Origin of the sequence: Murinocardiopsis flavida (genome assembly GCF_003014485.1) — a bacterium.
Taxonomy (GTDB): Bacteria; Actinomycetota; Actinomycetes; order Streptosporangiales; family Streptosporangiaceae; genus Murinocardiopsis; species Murinocardiopsis flavida.
The window spans coordinates 76,053-96,659 of record NZ_PYGA01000002.1; the positions used below are offsets into that span (position 1 = coordinate 76,053).

Sequence of the window (20,607 nt, forward strand, 5' to 3'; positions counted from 1 at the left end):
CCATCGGCCGCTCAGTGCGCGGTGTCGGCCTGGTCGGGGATGACCGATCCGTCGTCCCTGCGGACCGGGCCCGTCGCCCCGTCGGGCCGGGTGTAGCCGGCGGTGGAGCACGCGTAGCGGTCCGGCTTCGGTGCGAGCGGCTCGATGAACATGGGGTTGACGAGCCATCGGCCGTCGGCGTCGTCGTAGGCGCGGCACATGATCTCGCTCTTGTTCCGGTTCAGCACGAGGCGGGCGTCCGTGGCGTCGCCGACGAAGGTGACGTCGGTGTCGGCGTCCCCGCTGCCCAGCGCGATGCGCCGCGCGGGCTCCTGGCGCTCCCACGCCGCCGCCCCGGTCACACCGAAGACCTCCTCGTTGATCCGACAGCGCTTGCCGTCGATGTAGGGGATGTCGGCGCCTTTGCTGGCGGGGGTCCCGCCGCAGCCCTCGTTGCGGCTGGTGATCCTGCCGCGGTCGAGCACGCTGCGGATGGCGATGGTGTGCTCGCTGTCGATCCCGACACCGGCCGACCAGACCTCGGTGACCGGTTCGGACCCCGCGGAGACGATGTAGACGTCGAAGCCCGCCGAGCGCAGTGTGCGGATCAGGTCGGCCTGCTGCGGGTAGTAGCGGACGTAGCCCGGCAGGGTGCGGGTGCCGACGGTCTGCGTGCTGCCGACCGGCGCGGCGAGGCTCTTCTCCCTGGCCTGGCGCGCGTAGCCGCGCAGCTCGGCCGGTGTCCGTCCGCTGAAGAGCTGCGGGACCCACGCGTACTCCGGCACCGTGCGCCGGTGGTCCCACTCCCCCGTGAACGCCGGTGCGCCGCTCATCGTCGCGGCGTTCTCGCGGATCTCGAAGATCTCGTCGGCGCACGCCGTGTCGGTCGACGTGGGGAGGGTTTCACGCGGCCCCGTCGCCGTCCCGCACGCGCGGGTCAGCGCGCGCTCGGCCGCCGGGGACAGCCATTGGCTGCGGTCGCCCCAGCGCTGCGGCCGCAGGAGCTTGTCGTTGCGCAGCGCCCACGCGAGGGTCGCGTCGGTGACGTCGTTCTTGGTGACGGTGTTGTCCCAGTCGAACACGGCGACCGGCGGCCGATCGCCGGAGCGGCGCTCGCCCGCGCACGTCCCGCGCCGGTCGATCACCCGCTGGAGTTCGGCGCGGTTGTCCCCGTACCAATCGAGCTTCGCCGAGAGGCGCGGACAGTGCCGCCCCGCATCGGAGACCACAGGCGCAGCACCCGCACCCACCGTCCCGGAGGCCGCACCCGCTAGGTCGCGAGCCGCGCCCGCACCCGTGCCGGGAACCGTGAGGACCGTGCCGCGGGCTGTGCCCGCCGTACCGGGGACCGCGAACGTGCCGGGATCCGTGCCCGTGCCAGGGGCCGCGCCCGCCGTGCCGGGGACGGCGAGGGTCGCGGCCGCGACCAGGATCGCGGCGGTGCACCGCAGCCGACCGTGCATCGTGGCCTCCGGCCCTCGCGCAGTAACAGTACGCCCACGGTTCCGGACGCACTGTGACGCAATGTACCCAGAGAGTGCCCAAGGTCGGCGCTACCACGCCGGAGCGATCCCGCATCTCCAATGCCCCTGGGCAAAGGCCGCGGGCCCCCCTGGGGTCGAGGACGCCCTCGCCCCCGGACGCCCTCCTCCTGGGACGCCCTCACCCCCGAGCGCGTGGTCAAAGTACGCACCTCCGCGCGAGCACCACCGGCCCAGGCTGCGTCTACGCGCGAAGCGCATCGAGGATCACGCCGGAGTTTTCCCGCCGAACCTGCATCCCCGAGAGCAGCAGCGCTGTACCCGAGGGCCGGGACCCCGGCCTCGGAGTGGTGCATCGCGCCGGTCGCGTGGCTTCGCGCCGCTCGCTCTGACTCATGGGGCGAAGAGGGCTTGGGCGATGGGGGTGTCGCCGGTGGGGGCGGGTGGGACCGCGAACAGGGCGCTGCCCTCGTGGCGGATGTAGGCGTTGAGGGCGTCGTCGGCGGCGAGGCTCTGCTGCACCGGGACGAACCCGCGCCGCGGGTCGGCCTGCCACGCCATGAACAGCAGCCCGGCGTCGCGGGTCCCGTCGGGGCGCCAGCCCTCGTCGTAGGTGTAGCCGCGGCGGAACATCCGTGCGCCGAGGTTGTTCTCCGGGCTGGACCGCCGGACGTGGGCGTCGGCGGGGATGACCGGCCGTCCGTCCGCGCCGCGCGCAGACGGTGGCGGAACGGGGTCGTCCTCGTTCCGCCGTCCCAGTGGCGCGCCGTTGGAGAGGCGGCGGCCGAGGACGCGCTCCCGGTGGTCCGCGTCCTCGCCGTACCAGTCGTCCAGCAGCATGCGGATCCGCCGGATGACGAGGTAGCTGCCGCCGCGCATCCACCCGTGCGCGGCACTGCCCGCGCGCACGCTGACGGTGGTGTCGAACAGTGCCCGGTCCTGCGGCGGGTTCGCCGTGCCGTCGATCTGCCCCATGAGGTTGCGCGGGGTCGCGGCGGGCTCGGCGGCAGCGGCGGCGGTGCGCTGGAAGCCGCGCAGCGACCAGCGCACGCGGACCAGCCCCGCGACGGCGGACAGCAGGTGCTGCACCGCGGCGCCGAGGACCATCGGATCCTCCGCCCCGACCTGGAGCAGCAGTTCGCCGCCGCACCATTCGGCGCGGAGGTCGTCGGTGCCGAACTCGGGCAGCTCCGCGAGCGCTTCGGGCCGCCGCGCCGCCATGTCCATCGCGCCGAGGAGGCGTCCGCCGAGGCCCACCGTGACCATGAGGGACGCCGGGAGCAGCCCGGCCGCCGCCGCGCCGGACGGCACCGCGGCCGGGCCCTCCTCGTGCAGCCGCCGGGCCTGCGTGGTCCAGGTACGCAGGATCCGCTGCGCCGCGGACCGTGCGGAGCGGGGGTCCGTGCGGTGGTCCGCGGCGATGTCGACCGAGACGACGTGGACGAACGCGGGCGCCGCGCCCGCGATCCCGTGCTGGAGGGTCGGGTGCGCCCGCGACCGCTGCCCCGCCATGGCCAGGCGGCGCGCACGGACCTCGGTGTCCGCGGCCTCCCGATGCGCGGCGAGCGCCCCCGCGCCGCCGCCGGTGGCGACGCCGGCGAATCCCGCGGCGCCCAAGCCCGCGATGAGTCCGCGCCGGGAGACGGGTTGCCGCGGCGTGGCGCCAGTGGGCTCGTGCCTGGGGTCCGTCATGGCCGTCCATGGCAGAGACCGCGCCGCCCAACGGGTGGCAACGGCGTCGTCTCGGTGGGGTCGTGCGTGCGTTGCGTCATGGCCGTCCGTGTCGGGGCGCCCCGGGGGCGCCGGTCGTGGTCCGTCAGTGGTGTCCGGTGTGGTCGCCCCCGGTGTCGTCCGCGCCGCCGCCGGCCGTGCGTTCCAGTACGGGCGCCTCGACCGCGACCTCGGTCCCGCTGTCGAAGGTCAGGGTCACCGTCACCCGGTCGCCGACGGTGAGGGGGTCGGCGATGTCGTTGACCATCAGGTGGAAGCCACCGGACTTGAGTTCGGTGGAGCCGCCGCCGGGGACGGGGATCTCCGGGACGACGCGCATCCGCGCGGCGCCGGAGTCGGTCTTGGGGGTGGAGCAGAGGTCGGTGTCGTCCGACGCCGAGGTCTCGGCGGCGATGAGCGCGTCGTCGCGCTCGTCGCCGTTGTTGATCTTCAGGTAGGCGGTGCTCATGTCGGGGGTGGCCGGTTCGGGGATCCACGCGCCCTCGATGCGCAACCCGCCCGATGCTGCGGCGCCTTTCGGCGGGCCGGTCTCGGGGCGGGCGCGCCCTTGGTCGCCGGGAGGCGCCTGCGCGGCGCAGCCGACCAGGCCGAGGACCGCGAGGGCGACGGCAGCGGCGCACCGGGCCCGACTCGGAACTGCGCGGGATCCGGCGCGAGGCGAGGTTCGGGGCGAGGTACGGGCACCGGAGCGGGAGACAACGCGGGATCCGGTGCTGAATCCGGTGCGGGGCGCAGGCACGGGTGAGGGCTGTGCGGCGGTCACAGGTTCTCCCTGACCAGGTCGGGCAGGACGGCGCTCATCTGCTCGGCCGAGGTGCCCTCGTCGAAGAACCCGATCGCGTCGCCACCGGGAACGAGCACGGCCAGGCGTCCTCCATGGGTGACGAGGTAGTCGCCGCCGGTCCGCTTCGGCGCCTCGACGGGGATGCCGTAGTCTTCGGCCGCCGCGACGACCTCGTCTATGGGGCCGCGCACCCCCTCGAAGTCGGGGTCGAAGTTGTCCAGCCAGGTGCGGAGCTGCTCGTCGGTGTCGCGTTCGGGGTCGGTGCTGACCATGACGACGTCCACCTTCTCGGCGTCGGCGCCGATGCCGTCCAGGGCCAGCCCCACGTCGGCCATTGTGGTGGGGCATACGTCGGGGCAGCTCGTGTAGCCGAAGTACAGCAGTGTGAGGCGGTCTTCGGCGACGTCGCGGAACGCCCACTTTTCGCCGCCGACCGTCGTGAACTCCTGGGCGGGCGCCGCCATGCCCTTGACGTCGAGGAAGTAGTCGGGGCGGTCGGTACCGCCGCCCGCCGGTCCGGCGGCGCATCCCGACGCCAACACCAGCCCTGCCAGCCCGGCCAGTACCGCCGTCGTTGTCCGCACCGCGCCCCTGCGTCGCGGGGGGCGAGGGCTTGGCGTGTGCGCGCGCACGTTGTGGTCTCCTTAGCTGCCGGTGGCGGCCTGCCCGCCGGTTCGGTGCCGGTGCCGTCCGGGCACCGACCCTTGAGAAGTCGGCGCCCGGACGCCGGAAGTTCCCAGGACCCGTGCGTCGGTTGCGTGACGGGCCGCACAGGTCCCGGTCAGGCGGCCCCGCGCCGGTGCCGGTCCGGCCGGGTGCGCCGCGCGCGGTGCTCCGTCCGGAGCCCCGCCGGGGTCGCCGCCCGCTCAGCCACGGGTTCCGGCGAGAGAGGGAGACGGCGCGGCTCCGCACGCTCGCCGGGCTCGGCCGCGGATTCCAACGGAAGGCGGCGCGACTCCGCACGCTCAGCAGACTCCACCGCAGGTTCCGACAGGGCCGGGAGGCGACGCGACTCCGCACGCTCGGGGGGCTCGGCTGCCCGGTCCGACCGGAGACGGCGCGGCTCCGCTCGTTCGGGGGACTCCGCTGCTCGCAGGGCCCGCACCAGGTCGCCGCGGGCCCGCGCCACCCGGGAGCGAACCGTCCCCAGCGGGGCCGCGACCATGGCCGCGACCTCGGCGTAGGAGTAGTCCTCCACCTGGGTCAGTACGAACGCGCGGCGCCGCGGCTCGTCCAGCCGTGCGAGCAGGTCCATGAGCGCCACCTGCTCGTCGATGCGCGCGGCGGCGCCCGGGATTCGGCCTCTCGGCGCGTCCTCCGCCGCGAGGGCTGTTGTCTTGGGGCGTGCCGCGATCGCCCGGTAGCGGTCGACGACGGTGTGGCGGGCGATGGCGAGCAGCCAGGTGCGCGCCGATGACCGCGCGGCGTACCGCGACAGCCCGCGCATGGCCCGGATGTAGGTCTCCTGGGTGAGCTCCTCGACGGACTGCGGGTCGGTCATGCGGCCGATGAACCGGGCGACGTCGCCCCGTGTCGCCGCGATCAGCCGTTCAAGGGCGTCGGCGGCGCCGTCGCGCGCCGCGAGTGCCAGGGACGTCAGTTCCGACTCGTCCGCGGCGCATCCGCGCGGCGGACGGGGCCGCTCCGCTGCGGTGTGCGGGTCGCCGGGAGGGCCTGGCGGGCATGGGTTCGGAGGGGTGCTGCGAGTCGACTCCATGGGTCTCTTCCTCTGCTGGCAGCGCCGCGCCGACTCCAAGGCGGGCAGCGGCGCACCGCACGCGGCGCTCGACGCGGCCGACGTGCTGTCAGTGGGCGGTGCGCGTGGCAGGACCGGCGTCCCGCGCCGCCGGGGCACACCGCCATCAGGACCGGGACGGCCGCCGACCGCGTGAAGGGACGCGCGGGACCGCCGCCCGGCCCGCGCCGGGGTGGCGGGGACGGGCGCGGAGCGCGAAGGCGGTCAGGCGGCGAGGAGCAGAGGGGGTCCGCGCAGTACCACGGTGTGCCGCAGGTACCGGGACGCGCGCCTGCCGCCATTGCGGTCCGGGCGGCGTCGGAGCGGCCGCGGTGAGCGGTGGACCGGGCGACATTGCGGGACCAGCAGGAAGGTGAGCAGCAGCGCGGCGATCAACCGCAGCAACGTGAACAGCGCGGCCTCGCCGCGGCGCAGCCACCATGCGCTGACCAGTGCTGCGAGGACGTGCGCTGCGAACATTCCGGGCCCGGACGCCTGGTCGGCCGCTGCCGCCGCGTCCGGCGCGGCCGTCCCGTGCTGGGCCGGGCCGGTGTGCGTGGACTGGAGGTAGCTGAACAGCAGGTGCAGCGCCAACTGCCCCCACAGCATCCACGCGCTGATGGCGCCGAGCCCTCGTTCGCGGCCCGCGGCGGCCCGTGCGCACGCGAACACGAGGGCGAACCCGATGAGGGGGCCGGCCCAGGGAAGCGCGTGGTCGGACATCGCGGCGTGCCCGCCTGCGGACACGCCGACGCACGCCGTGGCGAACACCCCGGCGCGTACCGTGCGGAACTGCGCGTTCGCGGACACTATGGCGCCCATCGTCGCACCGGCGCCCGGGACGGTGGAACCGGGTCCGCCCGGGCCGCGACCGCAGCGCCGCCCGGGACACCACCGGGCCGCCGGACCGCCAAGGCTGCCGGGGTGCAGAGGCCGCCAAGCCGCCGAGGCTGATGGGGTGCCGGTCTGGCTTGTCCCGGTCAGGATGTGCTTCGGCGGCCGCAGGGCCGCAGCGGGCCGGGACCCCGACGGCCCCTCAGGGCCGCGGCAGAGCGGCACTCCGCGCGGGAACCATTCGGGCGCCGGGGCCGACGACTACCGGTGAACGGACGACCCAGAACGCCCGGCATCGCACCGCGATCGGCCGCGGCACCGTGCGCGAAAGAACGGGGGCCCACGTGGCCATCGACGACGACTCCGGCACCGTCCCCGCGGCGGCATCGCGGCCGCCCGCCGCGGGCCACGCACCATCGGCGTGGACACTGCTGCGCCCGCTGGTGCTGCGGATGCACTTCTACGCCGGTATGCTGGTCGCCCCCTTCATCCTTGTCGCGGCGGTGTCCGGGATGCTGTACGTGTGGACCCCGCAGCTCGAACAGGCGGTCTACGGCGAGCAGCTGCGCGTCCCGGTGGGACAGGACCGGTTGCCGCTGCGCGACCAGGTCGCCGCGGCGCAGGACGCCCACCCGAGGGTGTCCTCAACGCGGTCCGGCCGGGTCCGGGCCCCGGCGACACGACCCGGGTCCTGTTCGACGTCGAAGGGTTGGCGGAGAGCCACCGGCTGGGCGTGTTCGTCGACCCCTACACCGGCGAGGTCCGCGGCGCGCTGGACTCCTACGGCAGCAGCGGGGCCTTGCCGGTGCGCACCTGGATCGACCTGCTGCACCGCAACCTGCATCTAGGCGATACCGGCCGGGTGTACAGCGAGCTCGCGGCGAGCTGGATGTGGCTGGTGGCCGCGGGCGGCGTCGCGCTGTGGGTGTCGCGGCGGCGCCGCTCCCGCCGCGTGCGGGGCGTCCTGCTGCCCGAACCGCGGGCGCGCGGCCTGCGGCGGACGCTGTCGTTCCACGGAGCCGTCGGCTGCTGGCTGTTCGCCGGGCTGCTGTTCCTGTCCGCGACCGGGTTGACCTGGTCGCAGTACGCCGGGGAGAACGTCACCGCGATCCGCGCCGCGCTGGCGTGGGAGACGCCCGAGGTCGCCGCGGAGCCGCCGGCGGGTGCGGCGGGGCCGGTCGGTGTCGACGTGGGGGTCGACCGGGTCCTGGCGGCCGCCCGGCAGGCCGGGGTCGGCGGCGGTGTCGAGGTCGCCTACCCGTCGGGCGACGGCGGGGTCTACACGGTGGCCGAACTCGACAAGCACTGGCCGACCAGCGTCGACACGGTGGCGGTCGCACCCGCGACGGGCGAGGTCGTCGACGAGGTGCGGTTCGCCGACTACCCGCTGATGGCAAAGCTCAGCCGCTGGGGTGTCGACGCGCACATGGGACTGCTGTTCGGCGTCGCCAACCAGGTCGTGCTCACCGCGCTCGCGCTGGGCCTGGTCACCGTCATGGCGCTCGGCTACCGCATGTGGTGGCGGCGCGGGCCCCTCGCCGGGTCGGCCCTGGGCGGGCCGGTGCCGCGCGGAACCTGGCGGGCGCTGCCCTGGCGGCTCAAGGCCGTTGTCGGCGCCGCGGCGGCCGGTGTCGGCGTCCTCTTGCCGGTGCTGGGGGTGTCGCTGCTGGTGTTCCTGGTCATCGACCTCGTGCTCGGCCGGCTGCCGCGCCGCGGGGCCTGATCCGACTACTCGCCGCCGTGTCCCGGCCCCGGGCGGCGCGGGCGCCGTCCGATCCCGGTCGGACCGGCGGGGTCACCCCTCCCCTGCCGCGCCGATCGCGCCGGTCGGGCACATGTCCGCGGCTTCGCGGACGGCGGCGTGCAGGTCCGCCGGCGGCCGTGCGTCGAGCAGGACCACGGTGCCGTCGTCGTCCCGCTGGTCGAACACCTCCGGCGCGGTCATGACGCATGCGCCCGCGCCGCAGCACTTCTGCCCGTCGACCGTGACCTTCATGGGTCCTCCCGTGTCCGCGGTTCCGTCGGCGCGCCCCGTCACGGCCATTGCGTGACGGGGGCCAGCCAGAGCCCGGTGAGCGCGTCGGTCAGGCCGTTGGCCGCCTCCTCCCAGGAGGCGCGCGGCGTGGGGCCGTTCTCGGCGAGGGCGAGTTCGCGCTCGGCCACCATGTGCACCATGAGCTGGCGTGCCATGTCGCCCCGCTCCAGCCGGACGTCCAGCGGCAGTTCGGGCAGGCAGGCGTTGAGACGGTCGGTGGTCCGGAGCAGCGACGGGGAGTCGAGGGACTCCCGCACCATGATCTCCCGGTAGGCGGGGTCGGTCATGACCTGCGCCCCGAACCGGCCGAACCAGGTGGGTGCGCCGAGGTCGGCCAGGTGCCGGGTGGGCGGGCGCACCATGCACGCGACCCAGTCGCGCACCTCGGTGGAGTCGCCGGTCTGGGCCACCATGGCGCCGCGGAGCAGTTCGACCTGCTCGGTGTGCTTGCGCACGATCGCCCGGACGAGGTCGGCCTTTGTGCCGAAGTGGTAGCCGACCGCGGTGTTGTTGCCCTGGCCCGCCGCCTCGCCGATCTGGCGGTTGGACACCGCGGCGACGCCGTGCTCGGCGAAGAGCCGCTCGGCGGCTGCGAGGATCCGTTCGCGCGTGGCCGCGACCCGGTCGGACCGCGCCGTCCTGCTGGTCACGGTCACCACCGTACCGGGACTTCGCGCAGCCCGCCGACCACGAGCCCGTCCAGCGGGCGCAGCTCCGCGGCGGGGACCGCGAGCTCCAGTGACGGGAGCCGGCGCAGCAGCACCTCCAGTGTCACCTGGAGTTCGGTGCGGGCCAGCGCCTGCCCCAGGCAGGAGTGCGCGCCTGTTCCGAAGGCCAGGTGCGGGTTGGGGCTGCGGGCGAGGTCCATCTCGTCGGCGTCGTGGAACGCGGCGGTGTCGCGGTTGGCGGCGGCCATGCTGCACATCACGGTCGTTCCGCGCGGCAGGGCCGCACCGGCGACCTCGACGTCCTCGTTGAGGTAGCGGACCATGCCGAGCCCGGCGTTGGCGTCGGAGCGCAGCGACTCCTCGACGGCGGTGCGGACCAGGGCCGGGTCGGCGAGCAGCCGCTCCCAGCGCCGCCGGTCGGCCAGCAGCATGGCGACCATCTTGCCGATCATGTTCGCGGTGGTCTCGTGCCCGGCGATGAGGAGCCCCAGGCCGGTGGCCGCGAGGACCCGGTCGGACATCCGCTCGCCCTCGGAGTCGGTGGCGGTGATCAGCTCGCTGAGCACGTCGTCGCCTGGCCGCTCCCGCTTGTCGGCGATGTGGCCGGACATGTAGCAGAAGAACTCGGACTCGGCGGTCGCGACCTCCGCGCCGGTGTAGCGGGTGAGGTTGAGGAACATGTCGGACCAGCGGGAGAAGCGGTCCCGGTCGGCGGTCGGTACGCCGAGCATGTCGCAGATGACCCAGACCGGCAGCGGGAAGCCCAGGCCGGCCTTCAGGTCGGCGGGCTGCCCGTTCTCGACCATCGCGTCGACGAGCTGCTCGGCCATCGCCTCGATCTGCGGGCGCAGGGCGGCCATCCGCTTGGCGGTGAACCACCGGTTCACCAGGCGCCGCCACCGCTGGTGGCCCGGCCCGCTCTGGGGCAGGGCGTCGGACATCTCGCTGTTGAACAGGCCGCCGGACTCGGTGTCGCTGATCCTGGCCGCGCCGGGCTCGTTCAGCTGCCGCCCGAACCGGATGTCGGACAGGACCTGTTTGACGTCGTCGTAGCGGGTGATGAGGGAGACCTCGTCGCCGCTGGGCAGCTTCGCCCGTGCGACCGGGCACCCCTGCCGCAGCCCCTCCCACTCGGCCGGGGGCTCCAACGCGCCCGGGGCGGGGATCGGGTAGGGCAGCACCTGCTCGTCGGCCTGAGTCACCGCTGCGACCTCCTGTGTCGTCGACCTCGGGCGTGCCGACCAGTAAAACGCCACTGCTAATCTAAGTCAAGCGACTGACTTAATCAGCGTCCGTGCCTTGACCCCGGCGACCGAAGCGGGAGCGCCCATCCGATGACCCAGACCCTCAGCACACCGCCCGGCGCGGACGCTCCGGCGGCGGTGCGCCCCAACGCCGTCGTCTCGGTGCTGGCCTTCAGCGGGATCGTCGTCTCGCTCATGCAGACCCTCGTCATCCCGCTGGTGCCCACACTGCCCGGCCTCCTCGGCGCCTCCGCGTCCGACACCGCCTGGGCGATCACCGCCACCCTGCTGGCCGCGGCGGTCGCCACCCCGACCGTCGGCCGGCTCGGCGACATGTACGGCAAGCGGCGCATGCTGCTGTTCAGCCTCGTGACGCTGATCGCGGGCTCGGTGCTCTGCGCCCTGTCCACCAGCCTCGTGCCGATGGTCGTCGGCCGGGCCCTGCAAGGGCTCGCCGCCGGGGTCATCCCGCTGGGGATCAGCATCATGCGCGACGAACTGCCCCCGGAGCGGCTCGGCGGGGCGACCGCGCTGATGAGCGCCTCACTCGGCGTCGGAGGGGCGCTCGGCCTGCCCGCCGCCGCGCTCATCGCCGAGAAGGCCGACTGGCACATGCTGTTCTGGGCCTCCGCCGTCCTGGCGACCGCGGCGGCCGTCCTGGTCCGCACCCTCGTCCCGGAGTCGCGGGTCCGCACCGGCGGCCGGTTCGACCTGCCGGGCGCCGTGGGCCTGTCGATCGCGCTGCTGTGCCTGCTGCTCGCGATCTCCAAGGGGTCCGACTGGGGGTGGGGCAGCGGCCTGCCGCTGGGGCTGCTCGCCGCCGCAGCGGCCGTCCTGCTGGTGTGGGGCTGGTGGGAACTGCGCACATCGCAGCCGCTGGTCGACCTGCGCACCTCCGTCCGCCGCCAAGTGCTGCTCACCAACACCGCCTCCATGGTGTTCGGGTTCGCCATGTTCGCGATGTCCCTGGTCATCCCGCAGCTCCTCCAATTGCCGGAGGCGACCGGGTACGGGTTCGGGCAGACGATCCTCGTCGCGGGCCTGGTGATGGCGCCGAACGGGCTGGTGATGATGGCGATGGCGCCGGTCTCCGCGCGGATCTCCCGGACCTTGGGCCCCAAGGTGACCCTGATGGTGGGCGCCCTCGTCGTCGCGGCAGGGTACGGCCTGAGCCTCGTGCTGATGTCCGCCATCTGGCAGCTCATGCTCGCCTCCACGGTCATCGGCGCCGGGATCGGACTCGCCTACGGCGCCATGCCCGCACTCGTCATGGCCGCCGTGCCGACCTCGGAGACCGCCGCGGCCAACAGCCTCAACACTCTCATGCGGTCCATCGGCACCTCCGTCGCCAGCGCGGTCGCGGGAGTGGTCCTCGCGCACATGACCGTCCCGCTGGGTCCCGCCGACGTCCCCGCGCAGGGCGCGTTCAGCGTCGTGCTGGGCATCGGCGCGGTCGCGGCGCTCGCCGCCTTCGCCGTCGCGGCCTTCCTCCCCGGGCGGCGCGCAGCGAGCGGTGCGGGCGGCGCGGGCCGCGCGCAAGGGGGCTGACGGCCCGTCCCGCCCGGCCGGGTCACCGGCCCAGCCGCTCCTCGATCCAGGCGACGCCGAAGTCCACGAGCTCGCCCGCCTCGAACAGGTGGCTCTCCGCTGCGCCGACCATGCCGCTGCGGCCGGCTCCGGCGGCGACCAGGTCCCGCGCGATCGCGTCGAACGGGTCCTGCCCTTCGGGCACCGCCGACGAGTAGTCGAACGCCCCGTTCTCCGAGTCGATGTCGTGGAAGCCCCGCCAGACCCGCTCACCGTCGAGGGTGATCGGCTGCTCGTAGGCGACGAACCGCTTGCCGGGGGCGTCGGCGAGCGCCTCGGCGTGGTGCAGGATCGTGAGGCTCTCCAGCGGCGCGCCGAGGAGGAGGACGCGGCCGCCCATGGCGACCAGCCGGGCCAGCGGGCTGCCGGGGCCGTGCGGGCCGTCCCAGGGGTGGTCCGCCATGAGCGCCGCCGACGCGGCGCCGAGTGCGGCGAAGCTCGCATCGGGGTGGCGGCTGCGTACGGCGCCCGGGTAGCGGCGCAGCGCCTCGGGGAGGCGGCCGTTGGCGTGGTCGGCCTCGCTCCGGACGGGGTCGTACGCGGGGTGCTCCGCGCGCAGGAGCTCCTGCCATGCGGGCGGCCAGTCCGTGAATCCGTAGGGCGGGGCGTCGTTCCAGCCGCAGGTCACCATCAGGCAGCCCCGCTCCCCCACGACGTCGCCGAGCGCGCCGATGACCGTCGGGGGCCCGCCCGCCACGTACCCGATCGCGGACATCTGCGTGTGGAACATGACGATGTCGCCGTCGGCGAGCCCGAGGGCGGTCAGGTCGCGGGCCATCCGGCGGCGGGTGACCGGCCCGCCGGCGCGCTCGAGGAGCTCCGTTTCGTCCATGGGCGCGAACCTAGCCGACGCCGGGGCGCCGTCCCCACCGGTTTTCGGCGCACCGGCGCCCGGTCCCGCGCGGGCGGCCGCGGGGCCGTGCCGCGGCCGGTCGGCACCGGACGAGGACGGGCGGTGCGGGGGCGGTGTCAGCGGAACCGGTCGGCGTTCTCGACCGCCCATTCGTCGTAGGTGCGGAGCGGGCGGCCGATGATCTCCCGCACGGAGGGCCGCTGGTCGAGCGTCCATTGGGTGAGTTCGGCGAGCCGTTCACCGTACTCCGCCAGGGCGTACAGGGTGACGTCGATGGCGCCGTCGGGCCAGCCGCGGCGCCGCCAGTCCGCGCGGCCGTCGGCGGGCGACAGTTCGGCGGTGGCGATGCCGCCGCCGATGGCGTCGGCGATGCTCCGCACGCGCGAGCGCGTGCTGAGCGGCGGGCCGACCGCCTCGATGACGGTGCCGCCGTAGGCGTCCTCGCGCAGTGCCGCCGCCGCGACGGCAGCGAGGTCGTCTTCGTGGATGAACGGGTAGTGGCCGCTGTCGAGGAGCGCCTCCCTGACGACCGGCCCGCTCCGGATGGTGTCGGGCCAGCCCGATCCCGTGGCGGGGTAGCAGCCCTCGAACATCGCGCCCATGACCGCCGAGGGGCGGATGTGGGCCCACTCCATCCCCGAGTGCTCGACGGTCTGCTCCACGGCCAGCCAGAACCAGGTCTCCGGCGGGTTCGCCGCCTCGTATTCGGGTCCGTGCGAGGACAGCACCACGATCCGCCGGACGCCGGCCGCCCGCGCGAGGACCATCGCGGCGCGCGCGGACACGGGGTCGGCACCGGCGAGGAAGACGGAGTCGACTCCGTCGAACACCGCGGCGTGCGCCGGCGGCCGGGTGATGGAGCCGGCGACCAGTTCGACCGCCGCGGGCCAGCCGTGCGTCTGGTCGGGCTCGGCGAGCACGCGGACGCGGTCGCCCGCGGCGAGCAGCTGCCGCGCCAGGCTGCGTCCGACGATGCCGGTGGGGCTGGCGCCTTCGCTCTTGCGCGGGCTGACGGCGGTCAGCAGCCGCAGGCGGGCGCTTTCGGGTGCACGCGGATTCGGGTGGTCCATGGCAAGGCTCTCCCACTGCTCGGCGGAGATCTTGCGCCTTCGCCCGCGGCCTCGCGGCCACCGGAGGCGAAGGGTGCGGATCCGATTCGGCCCAGGATACCGCCGCGGTCGGCCCGGCACCACCGGAACGCGGGAGCCGCGCCGCCCGCCGGAAACCCGGCGGCTAAGGTGTTCTCGCCGCCGGAGGCCGGGGTTCCGCCGCGCGTCCGCGGCGGTGGCGCCGCCCGGTCCGCCGGCGCGGATTCCGGACGCGAACGATGGAGACGGCAATGGACGACCGCGTACTCGTCGCGGCGGTGCTGCTCGTGATGGCGGCCGTCGCCGCAGGATTCGGCGCCTTCTACACGGTCAGGGAGCGGCGGCTCGCCGGCGGCGTGCGGACCGCCGGCCGGATCGTCGACTTCGAGCTCCAGCAGAAGTGGAGCAGGTACCGGGACGCCTATGTGCTGCTCTGCGTCGCGCTCGCCGCGGGAGTGTCCGCCGCCTTTAGCCGGCAGACGGCCGCCCGCCCGCCTGCTCCGCCGGATCCTGGGCGGAGGAGCCCGTACAAGGGGGTGCGCGGCGGCGCGTGCGCCGGCCGGGCCGGGGCTTCAGGCCGGGGCGGCGCCGGGGGCGAGCCGGATGCCGGGCCAGGCGTCCTGCTCGGCGAGCCGCGCCGTCACCTCGACCATGCCGTGCCGGACCGCGGCGACGGCGTCGCGCGGTTCGTAGTACTCCCCTGCGGCGCTGACCGCGATGCAGCGCCCGATGACGGGGTCGGTGATCCGCCGGACGTCGAGCCCGGGCGCGCTGCCCAGCGCGGCGACGCTCGACAGGGGCAGGACCGTGTGCGCCTCGCCGCTCTCGGCGATGCGCATCATCGCGCCGAGGGAGTCCACGTCGGCGATGATGGTGGGCACCGCGCCGGACTCCGCGAAGACCCGGTCGACCAGGGAGCGGAGGTTGCTCCGGGGGCCGGGGAGCACCAGCGGCAGCCCGTGCAGGTCGGCCAGCGGCACCTCGCCCGGCGAGGCGTGCGCGACCGCCGCCTCCCCGGCTCCGGCCGGTTCCGCGCCGGGCGCCGCCCGCCCGACCAGGTAGAGGTCCTCCGCGTACAGCGCCGTCTCGGCCGGCCGGGGCGCGGCGTCATCGCGGTAGAGGACGGCCAGGTCCAGGCGGCCGACCAGTAGCAGTTCCTGGATGTAGCCGCTCATCGACTCGAACAGTTGCAGGTGCACACCCGGGTAGTGCCGCTTGGTCCAGGAGAACAGGGCCGGCGCGAGGTGGACGGCGACCGTTGTCGGCAGGCCGACCGCCACCGGACCCTGGACGCTGTGCCGGTCGGCGCCGATGTCCTCGGCGAGCCGGTCGAACCGGCGGACGAGCTGCTGCGCCTCCCGGTAGAGGGCGCGGCCGGCCGGTGTGGGCACCACTCCCCTGGGGCCGCGCTCCACCAGCCGCGCCCCCAGCTCGTATTCCAGCTGGCTCATCCGCTGGCTGACGGCGGGTTGCGAGACGAACAGCCGCGCGGCCGCGCGGGTGAGGCTGCCGCTCTCGACGACGGCGATGAAGTCGCGCAGATGGGCGATGTCCACCGCCGCCCCCTTTCCTCAGCCCTGGCCCGGGCCGCTCTGCCCGGCGCGCAGCAGGATGCGGCGGGCGCGTTCCACGACGGGACGATCGATCATCTCACCATCGCGGGCCGCGGCACCTTCGTGTTCCAGCGCCAGCACCTCGCGGGCCCATTCCAGCTCGGCCGCTCCGGGCGCGAAAGCCGCGGCCACGGGCTGGACTTGTGCGGGGTGGACGCACAGCTTCCCGCCGAAACCCCATTCCCTGGCGCGGGCGGCGTCGCGCGTGGCGGTGTCGGCGTCGCGCAGGGCCGTGGTGACGCCGTCGACGGGAGGGGGCAGGGCGCACGCCGCGGACCAGCGCACCAGGTCGCCGCGTGCCGTGTCGAGCGCGGCGTCGGCCGTGACGCCCAGGTCGAGGGCGAGGTCGACGGTGCCGAACAGCAGGCGGGCGGACTCGGGGCAGCCCGCGATGTCGCGCAGGTCCACCAGCCCCCGCGCGGATTCGATCAGGGGCAGCACCGGTGCCGCCACCGCCTCGGCGGCGGACCGCACGTCGTGCGCCGACTCGGCCTTGGGCAGGACGACCGCCGCGGGGCGCAGCGCGCGGCAGGCCGCGGCGTCGGCGGCGAACTCCGCGGAGTTGAGGCCGTTGACGCGCACCGCGACCGCGGGGGTGCCGGGGGTCCCGGCATCGGCCGGCCATGCCGTCGCCAGTGCCTCACGCGCGGCGTCCTTGTCCGCCGCGGACACGCTGTCCTCCAGGTCGAGGATGACGGCGTCGGCGCCGCTGCGCAGTGCCTTCGCGAACCGGTCGGGCCGGGCCGCCGGGACGAAAAGCCAGGTGACCGCCGCCGCCAGCGGTCCGCTGCGGGCGCCGGGGACGTCCGGTGCGGCCGCGGCCATCAGACGACCCCCTCGTCCTGGAGCCCGTCGACCTCGGCCGCCGACAGGCCCAGTTCGGTGAGGACGGCGCGGGTGTGCTCGCCGAGCCCCGGAACGGGGTCCATCCGCGGTTCGGCGCCGGGGAGGCCCGGCAGCGCGAGGGAGGGGACCCGCCCGGTCGGGGTGTCGACGTCGTGCCAGCGTCCGCGGGCGGCGAGCTGCGGGTGCCGCCACACCTCGGCGAGGGTGTTGACCCGGGCGTGGGCGACGGGGATCGCGGCGAGCAGGGCGGCGGCGTCCTCGCTGGGCAGTTCGGCGAAGCGCGCGGCGATGACGGCGCCGAGCGCGTCGCGGTTGGCGTTGCGGTCCGCGTTGGTGGCGTAGGCGGGGTCGTCGGCGAGCTCCGGCCGGTCGAGGAAGCGCTCGCAGAACGCGCGCCATTCGCGCTCGTTCTGGATGCTCATCATGACCACCTTGCCGTCGCAGGCGGTGAACGGGCCGTACGGGTAGATCGTCGCGTGCGCGGCCCCGGCGCGCGGGGGCGGCGGCCCGCCGTCGTAGGCGTAGTAGAGGGGGAACCCCATCCACTCGACCGTGGCCTCCAGCATCGACACGTCCACGTGGCCGCCGATGCCGGTCCGCCCCCGCTCCAGCAGGGCGGCGAGGATCGAGCTGTAGGCGTACATGCCGGCGGCGATGTCGGACACCGAGATGCCGACCTTCGCCATGTCCTCCGCGCTGCCGGTGATGGAGAGCAGGCCCGCCTCGCTCTGCACCATCAGGTCGTACGCCTTCATCGACTCGTAGGGGCCCGGCGCCCCGTAGCCGGAGATGTCGCAGACGACGAGGCCGGGGTTCGCGGCCTGGAGCTCCGCGGCCCCGAGCCCCGCCCGGGCGGCGGCCCCGGGCGCCAGGTTCTGGATGAACACGTCGGCGCGGGCGAGCAGCTTCCGCAGCAGGGCGATGCCGCGGGGGTCCTTGATGTCGAGCGACAGCGACTCCTTGCTGCGGTTGACCCACACGAAATGGGAGCTCATCCCGTTCACGCGCGCGTCGTAGCCGCGGGCGAAGTCGCCGACGCCGGGGCGCTCCACCTTGATGACGCGCGCCCCGAGGTCGGCCAGGTGGCGGCTCGCGTAGGGAGCGGCGATGGCCTGCTCCAGGGAGACGACGGTTGTTCCGCGCAGCGGCTGCATGTGCCTTGTTCTCCGTGTTCTCAACGGTGGTGAGCTGTCCTGGGTCCGCCGGCCGGTCACATCACGAGGGTGAGCGCCGCGACCATGACGAGGGAGATCACCGACGCCAGCGCGGTCACGAAGGTCAGCGCCTTGAGCGCGCCCCGGGTGGTGATCCCCAGCAGCGCCTGGAACATCCAGAAGAAGTTGCTGTTCACCTGGAGCGCGAACAGTGCGCCGGAGCCGATGGCGAGGCCGAGGACCGGCGTGGGCACGTCCAGGCCGCCCATGATCGGGGCGAGGATGCCCGCGGCGGCGATGGCGGCGACCGAGATCGACCCGATGGCGAGGTGCAGGACGGCGGCGACCAGCCAGGCCAGCAGGATGGCGATCAGGGTCGGCGTCCCCGACTCGGCCGAGAAGAAGCCGGACAGGACCCCTTCGAGCGCGGTCTCGCCGATGACGGCCCCCAGCGACCCGCCGACGCCCGTGACCAGCAGGATCTGCCCGGTGGTGTTGAGGCCCTCGTTCATGGCCTCGCCGGTCCGCTGCCCGCCGAGTGTGCGCCTGGCCAGCAGGTACGCGCCGAGCAGGCCGACGAACAGCGCGAGGGCGGGGTCGCCGAAGAAGCCGACCACGGGGGACTTCACCCCGGCGGCCTCGGCGATCGCGCCCGAGGCGATCAGCAGCAGCGGGACCAGGATGGGCAGCAGCGAGACGGACAGCGGCGGCGTCCGCGGCGCGACCTGTCCCTCGCCCGCTGCGCGGTCCGCGGCGCCGGCCGGTTCGCCCGCGTCGGGCGCGCCGCCCGCGGCGGCCGCGGATTCGCCGTCCGCCGCGGCGACCGCCACCTCGTCCTTCGCCTCGTTCCAGAAGCCGCGCTTCAGCAGCAGCCCGTAGACCAGCGTCGTGAGCACGGCGGTGGAGAGCCCCACAACGGACCCGTACAGCAGCATCGTCCCCAGCGGGACGCCGAGCAGCCCGGCGATCGACACGGTGCCCAGGCCGGGGACGACGAACACGTAGCCCACGAGGATGCCGGAGCTCAGCGCGCCGCCCATCATCGCGATGCCGTGGCGGCCGATGCGGGGGGCCGCGGCCCGGGCCAGCGGTGCCGCGAGGACGAGCTGCACGTCCACGTAGATGGACGGGAAGATGGTGCTCAGGACCGCGCTGAGCGCGTAGGGGAGCCGTCTCGGGCCGAGGATTCTCAGCAGCAGCTCGACCAGCTTCTGGAGCGCCCCCATGGACATCAGCAGCGACCCCATGAGGACGCCGAAGCCGATGAGCAGGCCGACCTCGGCCATGATGTCGCCGAAGCCCTTCGCGATCGTGCCGATCGTCCCCTCGAAGCCCAGGCCCGCGGTGAGGCCCAGGTAGACCGAGCCGATCACCAGGGCGATCACCGGCTCGAAGCGGGCGGCCAGGATCAGCACGACCACCCCGATGATGGCGATCGCTGTATGCAGCACGACCAAGGTGTCAGTCATCTTGCTCTCTCGTATAAGACCCGTGTCGGGTGGTGATGCCGTGGTCCGGTCGCGGCGGCGGGGGTCCGGTGCCCGATAGCCGGCGCCCGATAGCACGCGGTGGTGCGGGCGCGGCCGTTGCGGCCCCGGCACGTTCCCGGACTCCGGCCCGCTGCGACCGGCCGGGCGGCGGTGGCGGGCGCCCGGGCGACGGCGGTGTGAATGCCGGGACCCTGTGGTCCACGACACAGACCTGACCATGGAACCCAATCGCGGCCGGCTCCGGTAGGGGCCGGTTCCCAATCCCCGCATAAGCGCCGCTTATACCGGGGGGCGGCTGGGTTCCCGCAGGTGGCAACCTTACGGGTCACCCCGCCGGCCCGGACGCCCGGGGTCGTCCGCCGGACACGGCGGCGCGCCGACGGCCCTTCAGGCGGTGCGGGGTGCCGCCGTGCTCTGGCGGACGACGAGGTCGGTGGCGAGGTCCAGCCGGAGGTTGGCGGGCCGCTCCCCCCGGCTGAGGCTCAGCGCGAGGCGCGTCGCCTCCTCGGCCATCTCGGTCAGCGGCTGGCGCACCGTGGTGAGCGGCGGCCCCACCCACCGGGCCACGGGCAGATCGTCGAAGCCGACCACGCTGAGCTCCTCGGGGATGCGGACGCCCAATTCGCGGGCCGCCTCGTAGACGCCCATCGCCTGGAGGTCGCTGCCCGCGAAGACCGCCGTCGGCGGATGGTCCATGCGCAGCAGCTCCCGCCCATTGTCGCGGCCGCCCTCGACGTGGAAGTCGCCCTCTCGGATCAGCTCGGGGACGACGTCGAGACCGGCCGTTTCGAGCGCGGCGCGGTAGCCGTCGATCCGGGCCCGGCTGCACAGGACGTCGCGCGGGCCGCCGATCACGCCGATCCGCTCATGGCCCAGTTCGATGAGGTGCCGAGTGGCGGCAAGGCCGCCGCTCCAGTTGGCGGAGCCGATCGAGGGGATGCCGTCGTCGCCGGGGTCGCCGGTGGGGTCGACGACGACGCACGGGATGCCGCGGGCCGTCAACCGGTCGCGCTGCGCGGGTGCGAGGTCGGAGAACACCAGGATCGCCGCCGCCGACTGGCGGGCCAGCACGGAGTCGACCCAGGCGTCCCGCGGGGTCTGCGCACCGCCCGATTCGGAGAGGACGACGCTCAGGCCCTCGGCCCGTGTCACCCGCTCGACGCCGCGGATGACCTCGATGGCCCAGGCGCTGTCCAGTTCGTGGAAGACCAGGTCGACGGTTGCCGAGCGGCCGCCGCCCGGCCCTCGGCGGCGCCGGTACCCGTGCCGGTGGATGAGCTCCTCGATGCGCGACCGGGTTTCGGGCGCGACGTCGTTCCGGCCGTTCAGGACCTTGGACACCGTCGGCACGGACACACCGGCGGCTTTCGCAATTTTCGAGATCGTCACGGGTTCGATCGGAGCGGCACCGGGCGCTGATGCGGGATCTACAGACACGGCGCCCAATCTACCCGGTCACCCCGGCGTCCATCGTTTTCGTGTGTC

The 20,607-nt window shown here is 74.5% G+C and carries 17 protein-coding genes and 1 pseudogene; 2 read left to right on the top strand and 16 right to left on the bottom strand.

What is annotated here, in order from left to right:
* Positions 1–11 precede the first annotated feature (11 nt).
* From CLV63_RS03055 to CLV63_RS03080, 6 genes are all read right to left on the bottom strand, one after another.
* A complete protein-coding gene (locus CLV63_RS03055) occupies positions 12–1,442 on the bottom strand; it encodes a haloacid dehalogenase-like hydrolase (RefSeq protein ID WP_211301126.1) in 1,431 nt (476 codons plus the stop codon).
* Between the two features lie 411 nt (positions 1,443–1,853).
* A complete protein-coding gene (locus CLV63_RS03060; RefSeq protein ID WP_106581336.1) occupies positions 1,854–3,152 on the bottom strand; it encodes a Dyp-type peroxidase in 1,299 nt (432 codons plus the stop codon).
* A 124-nt stretch (positions 3,153–3,276) separates the two neighbouring features.
* The gene (locus CLV63_RS03065) at positions 3,277–3,684 is read right to left on the bottom strand and encodes a copper chaperone PCu(A)C (RefSeq protein WP_106581337.1); all 408 of its coding nucleotides are present in this window, start codon (positions 3,682–3,684) and stop codon (positions 3,277–3,279) included.
* 266 nt (positions 3,685–3,950) lie between these two features.
* Entirely contained in the window at positions 3,951–4,559 is a 609-nt protein-coding gene (locus tag CLV63_RS03070) for an SCO family protein (RefSeq protein ID WP_245928538.1), read from the bottom strand.
* A gap of 197 nt (positions 4,560–4,756) precedes the next feature.
* Positions 4,757–5,692: a sigma-70 family RNA polymerase sigma factor gene (locus CLV63_RS03075; protein WP_106581338.1), complete on the bottom strand. Its 936-nt coding sequence runs from the start codon at positions 5,690–5,692 to the stop codon at positions 4,757–4,759.
* 243 nt (positions 5,693–5,935) lie between these two features.
* Positions 5,936–6,532 carry a hypothetical protein gene (locus CLV63_RS03080; protein WP_106581339.1) on the bottom strand — a complete coding sequence of 199 codons (597 nt, stop codon included), beginning with the start codon at positions 6,530–6,532 and terminating at the stop codon, positions 5,936–5,938.
* 482 nt (positions 6,533–7,014) lie between these two features.
* Here CLV63_RS03080 and CLV63_RS03085 point away from each other — a divergent pair.
* Positions 7,015–8,267, top strand: a pseudogene (locus CLV63_RS03085) (PepSY-associated TM helix domain-containing protein).
* A 72-nt stretch (positions 8,268–8,339) separates the two neighbouring features.
* Here CLV63_RS03085 and CLV63_RS03090 read toward each other — a convergent pair.
* The 3 genes from CLV63_RS03090 to CLV63_RS03100 are packed head-to-tail and all read right to left on the bottom strand — an operon-like array spanning position 8,340 to position 10,449.
* On the bottom strand, positions 8,340–8,540 hold the full coding sequence (locus CLV63_RS03090) for a ferredoxin (protein WP_106581340.1): 201 nt from the start codon (positions 8,538–8,540) through the stop codon (positions 8,340–8,342).
* 38 nt (positions 8,541–8,578) lie between these two features.
* Positions 8,579–9,238, bottom strand: coding sequence for a TetR/AcrR family transcriptional regulator (locus CLV63_RS03095; RefSeq protein WP_394339736.1), 660 nt, complete (start codon positions 9,236–9,238; stop codon positions 8,579–8,581).
* Positions 9,232–10,449 carry a cytochrome P450 gene (locus CLV63_RS03100; protein WP_106581342.1) on the bottom strand — a complete coding sequence of 406 codons (1,218 nt, stop codon included), beginning with the start codon at positions 10,447–10,449 and terminating at the stop codon, positions 9,232–9,234. Before CLV63_RS03100 ends, CLV63_RS03095 begins: the two co-directional genes overlap by 7 nt.
* Before the next feature lie 132 nt (positions 10,450–10,581).
* Between CLV63_RS03100 and CLV63_RS03105 the strand changes: the two genes are divergently transcribed.
* Complete coding sequence (locus CLV63_RS03105; protein WP_106581343.1) at positions 10,582–12,039, top strand: MFS transporter; 1,458 nt, start codon at positions 10,582–10,584, stop codon at positions 12,037–12,039.
* 22 nt (positions 12,040–12,061) lie between these two features.
* Here the strand turns inward: CLV63_RS03105 and aac(3) are convergent, their stop codons facing one another.
* From aac(3) to CLV63_RS03140, 7 genes are all read right to left on the bottom strand, one after another.
* Positions 12,062–12,910 carry an aminoglycoside 3-N-acetyltransferase gene (aac(3), locus tag CLV63_RS03110; protein WP_106581344.1) on the bottom strand — a complete coding sequence of 283 codons (849 nt, stop codon included), beginning with the start codon at positions 12,908–12,910 and terminating at the stop codon, positions 12,062–12,064.
* Positions 12,911–13,047: 137 nt separating this feature from the next.
* A complete protein-coding gene (locus CLV63_RS03115; protein WP_106581345.1) occupies positions 13,048–14,001 on the bottom strand; it encodes an SDR family oxidoreductase in 954 nt (317 codons plus the stop codon).
* A 590-nt stretch (positions 14,002–14,591) separates the two neighbouring features.
* Positions 14,592–15,575: a LysR substrate-binding domain-containing protein gene (locus CLV63_RS03120; protein ID WP_106581346.1), complete on the bottom strand. Its 984-nt coding sequence runs from the start codon at positions 15,573–15,575 to the stop codon at positions 14,592–14,594.
* A 15-nt stretch (positions 15,576–15,590) separates the two neighbouring features.
* The gene (locus tag CLV63_RS03125; protein ID WP_106581347.1) at positions 15,591–16,457 is read right to left on the bottom strand and encodes an HpcH/HpaI aldolase/citrate lyase family protein; all 867 of its coding nucleotides are present in this window, start codon (positions 16,455–16,457) and stop codon (positions 15,591–15,593) included.
* Positions 16,457–17,632: a CaiB/BaiF CoA transferase family protein gene (locus CLV63_RS03130; RefSeq protein WP_106581348.1), complete on the bottom strand. Its 1,176-nt coding sequence runs from the start codon at positions 17,630–17,632 to the stop codon at positions 16,457–16,459. The genes CLV63_RS03125 and CLV63_RS03130 overlap by 1 nt, the downstream gene beginning before the upstream one ends.
* Positions 17,633–17,688: 56 nt before the next feature.
* The gene (locus CLV63_RS03135) at positions 17,689–19,101 is read right to left on the bottom strand and encodes a GntP family permease (RefSeq protein ID WP_106581349.1); all 1,413 of its coding nucleotides are present in this window, start codon (positions 19,099–19,101) and stop codon (positions 17,689–17,691) included.
* Positions 19,102–19,509: 408 nt separating this feature from the next.
* The gene (locus CLV63_RS03140) at positions 19,510–20,511 is read right to left on the bottom strand and encodes a LacI family DNA-binding transcriptional regulator (RefSeq protein ID WP_281260685.1); all 1,002 of its coding nucleotides are present in this window, start codon (positions 20,509–20,511) and stop codon (positions 19,510–19,512) included.
* Between the last annotated feature and the right edge of the window lie 96 nt (positions 20,512–20,607).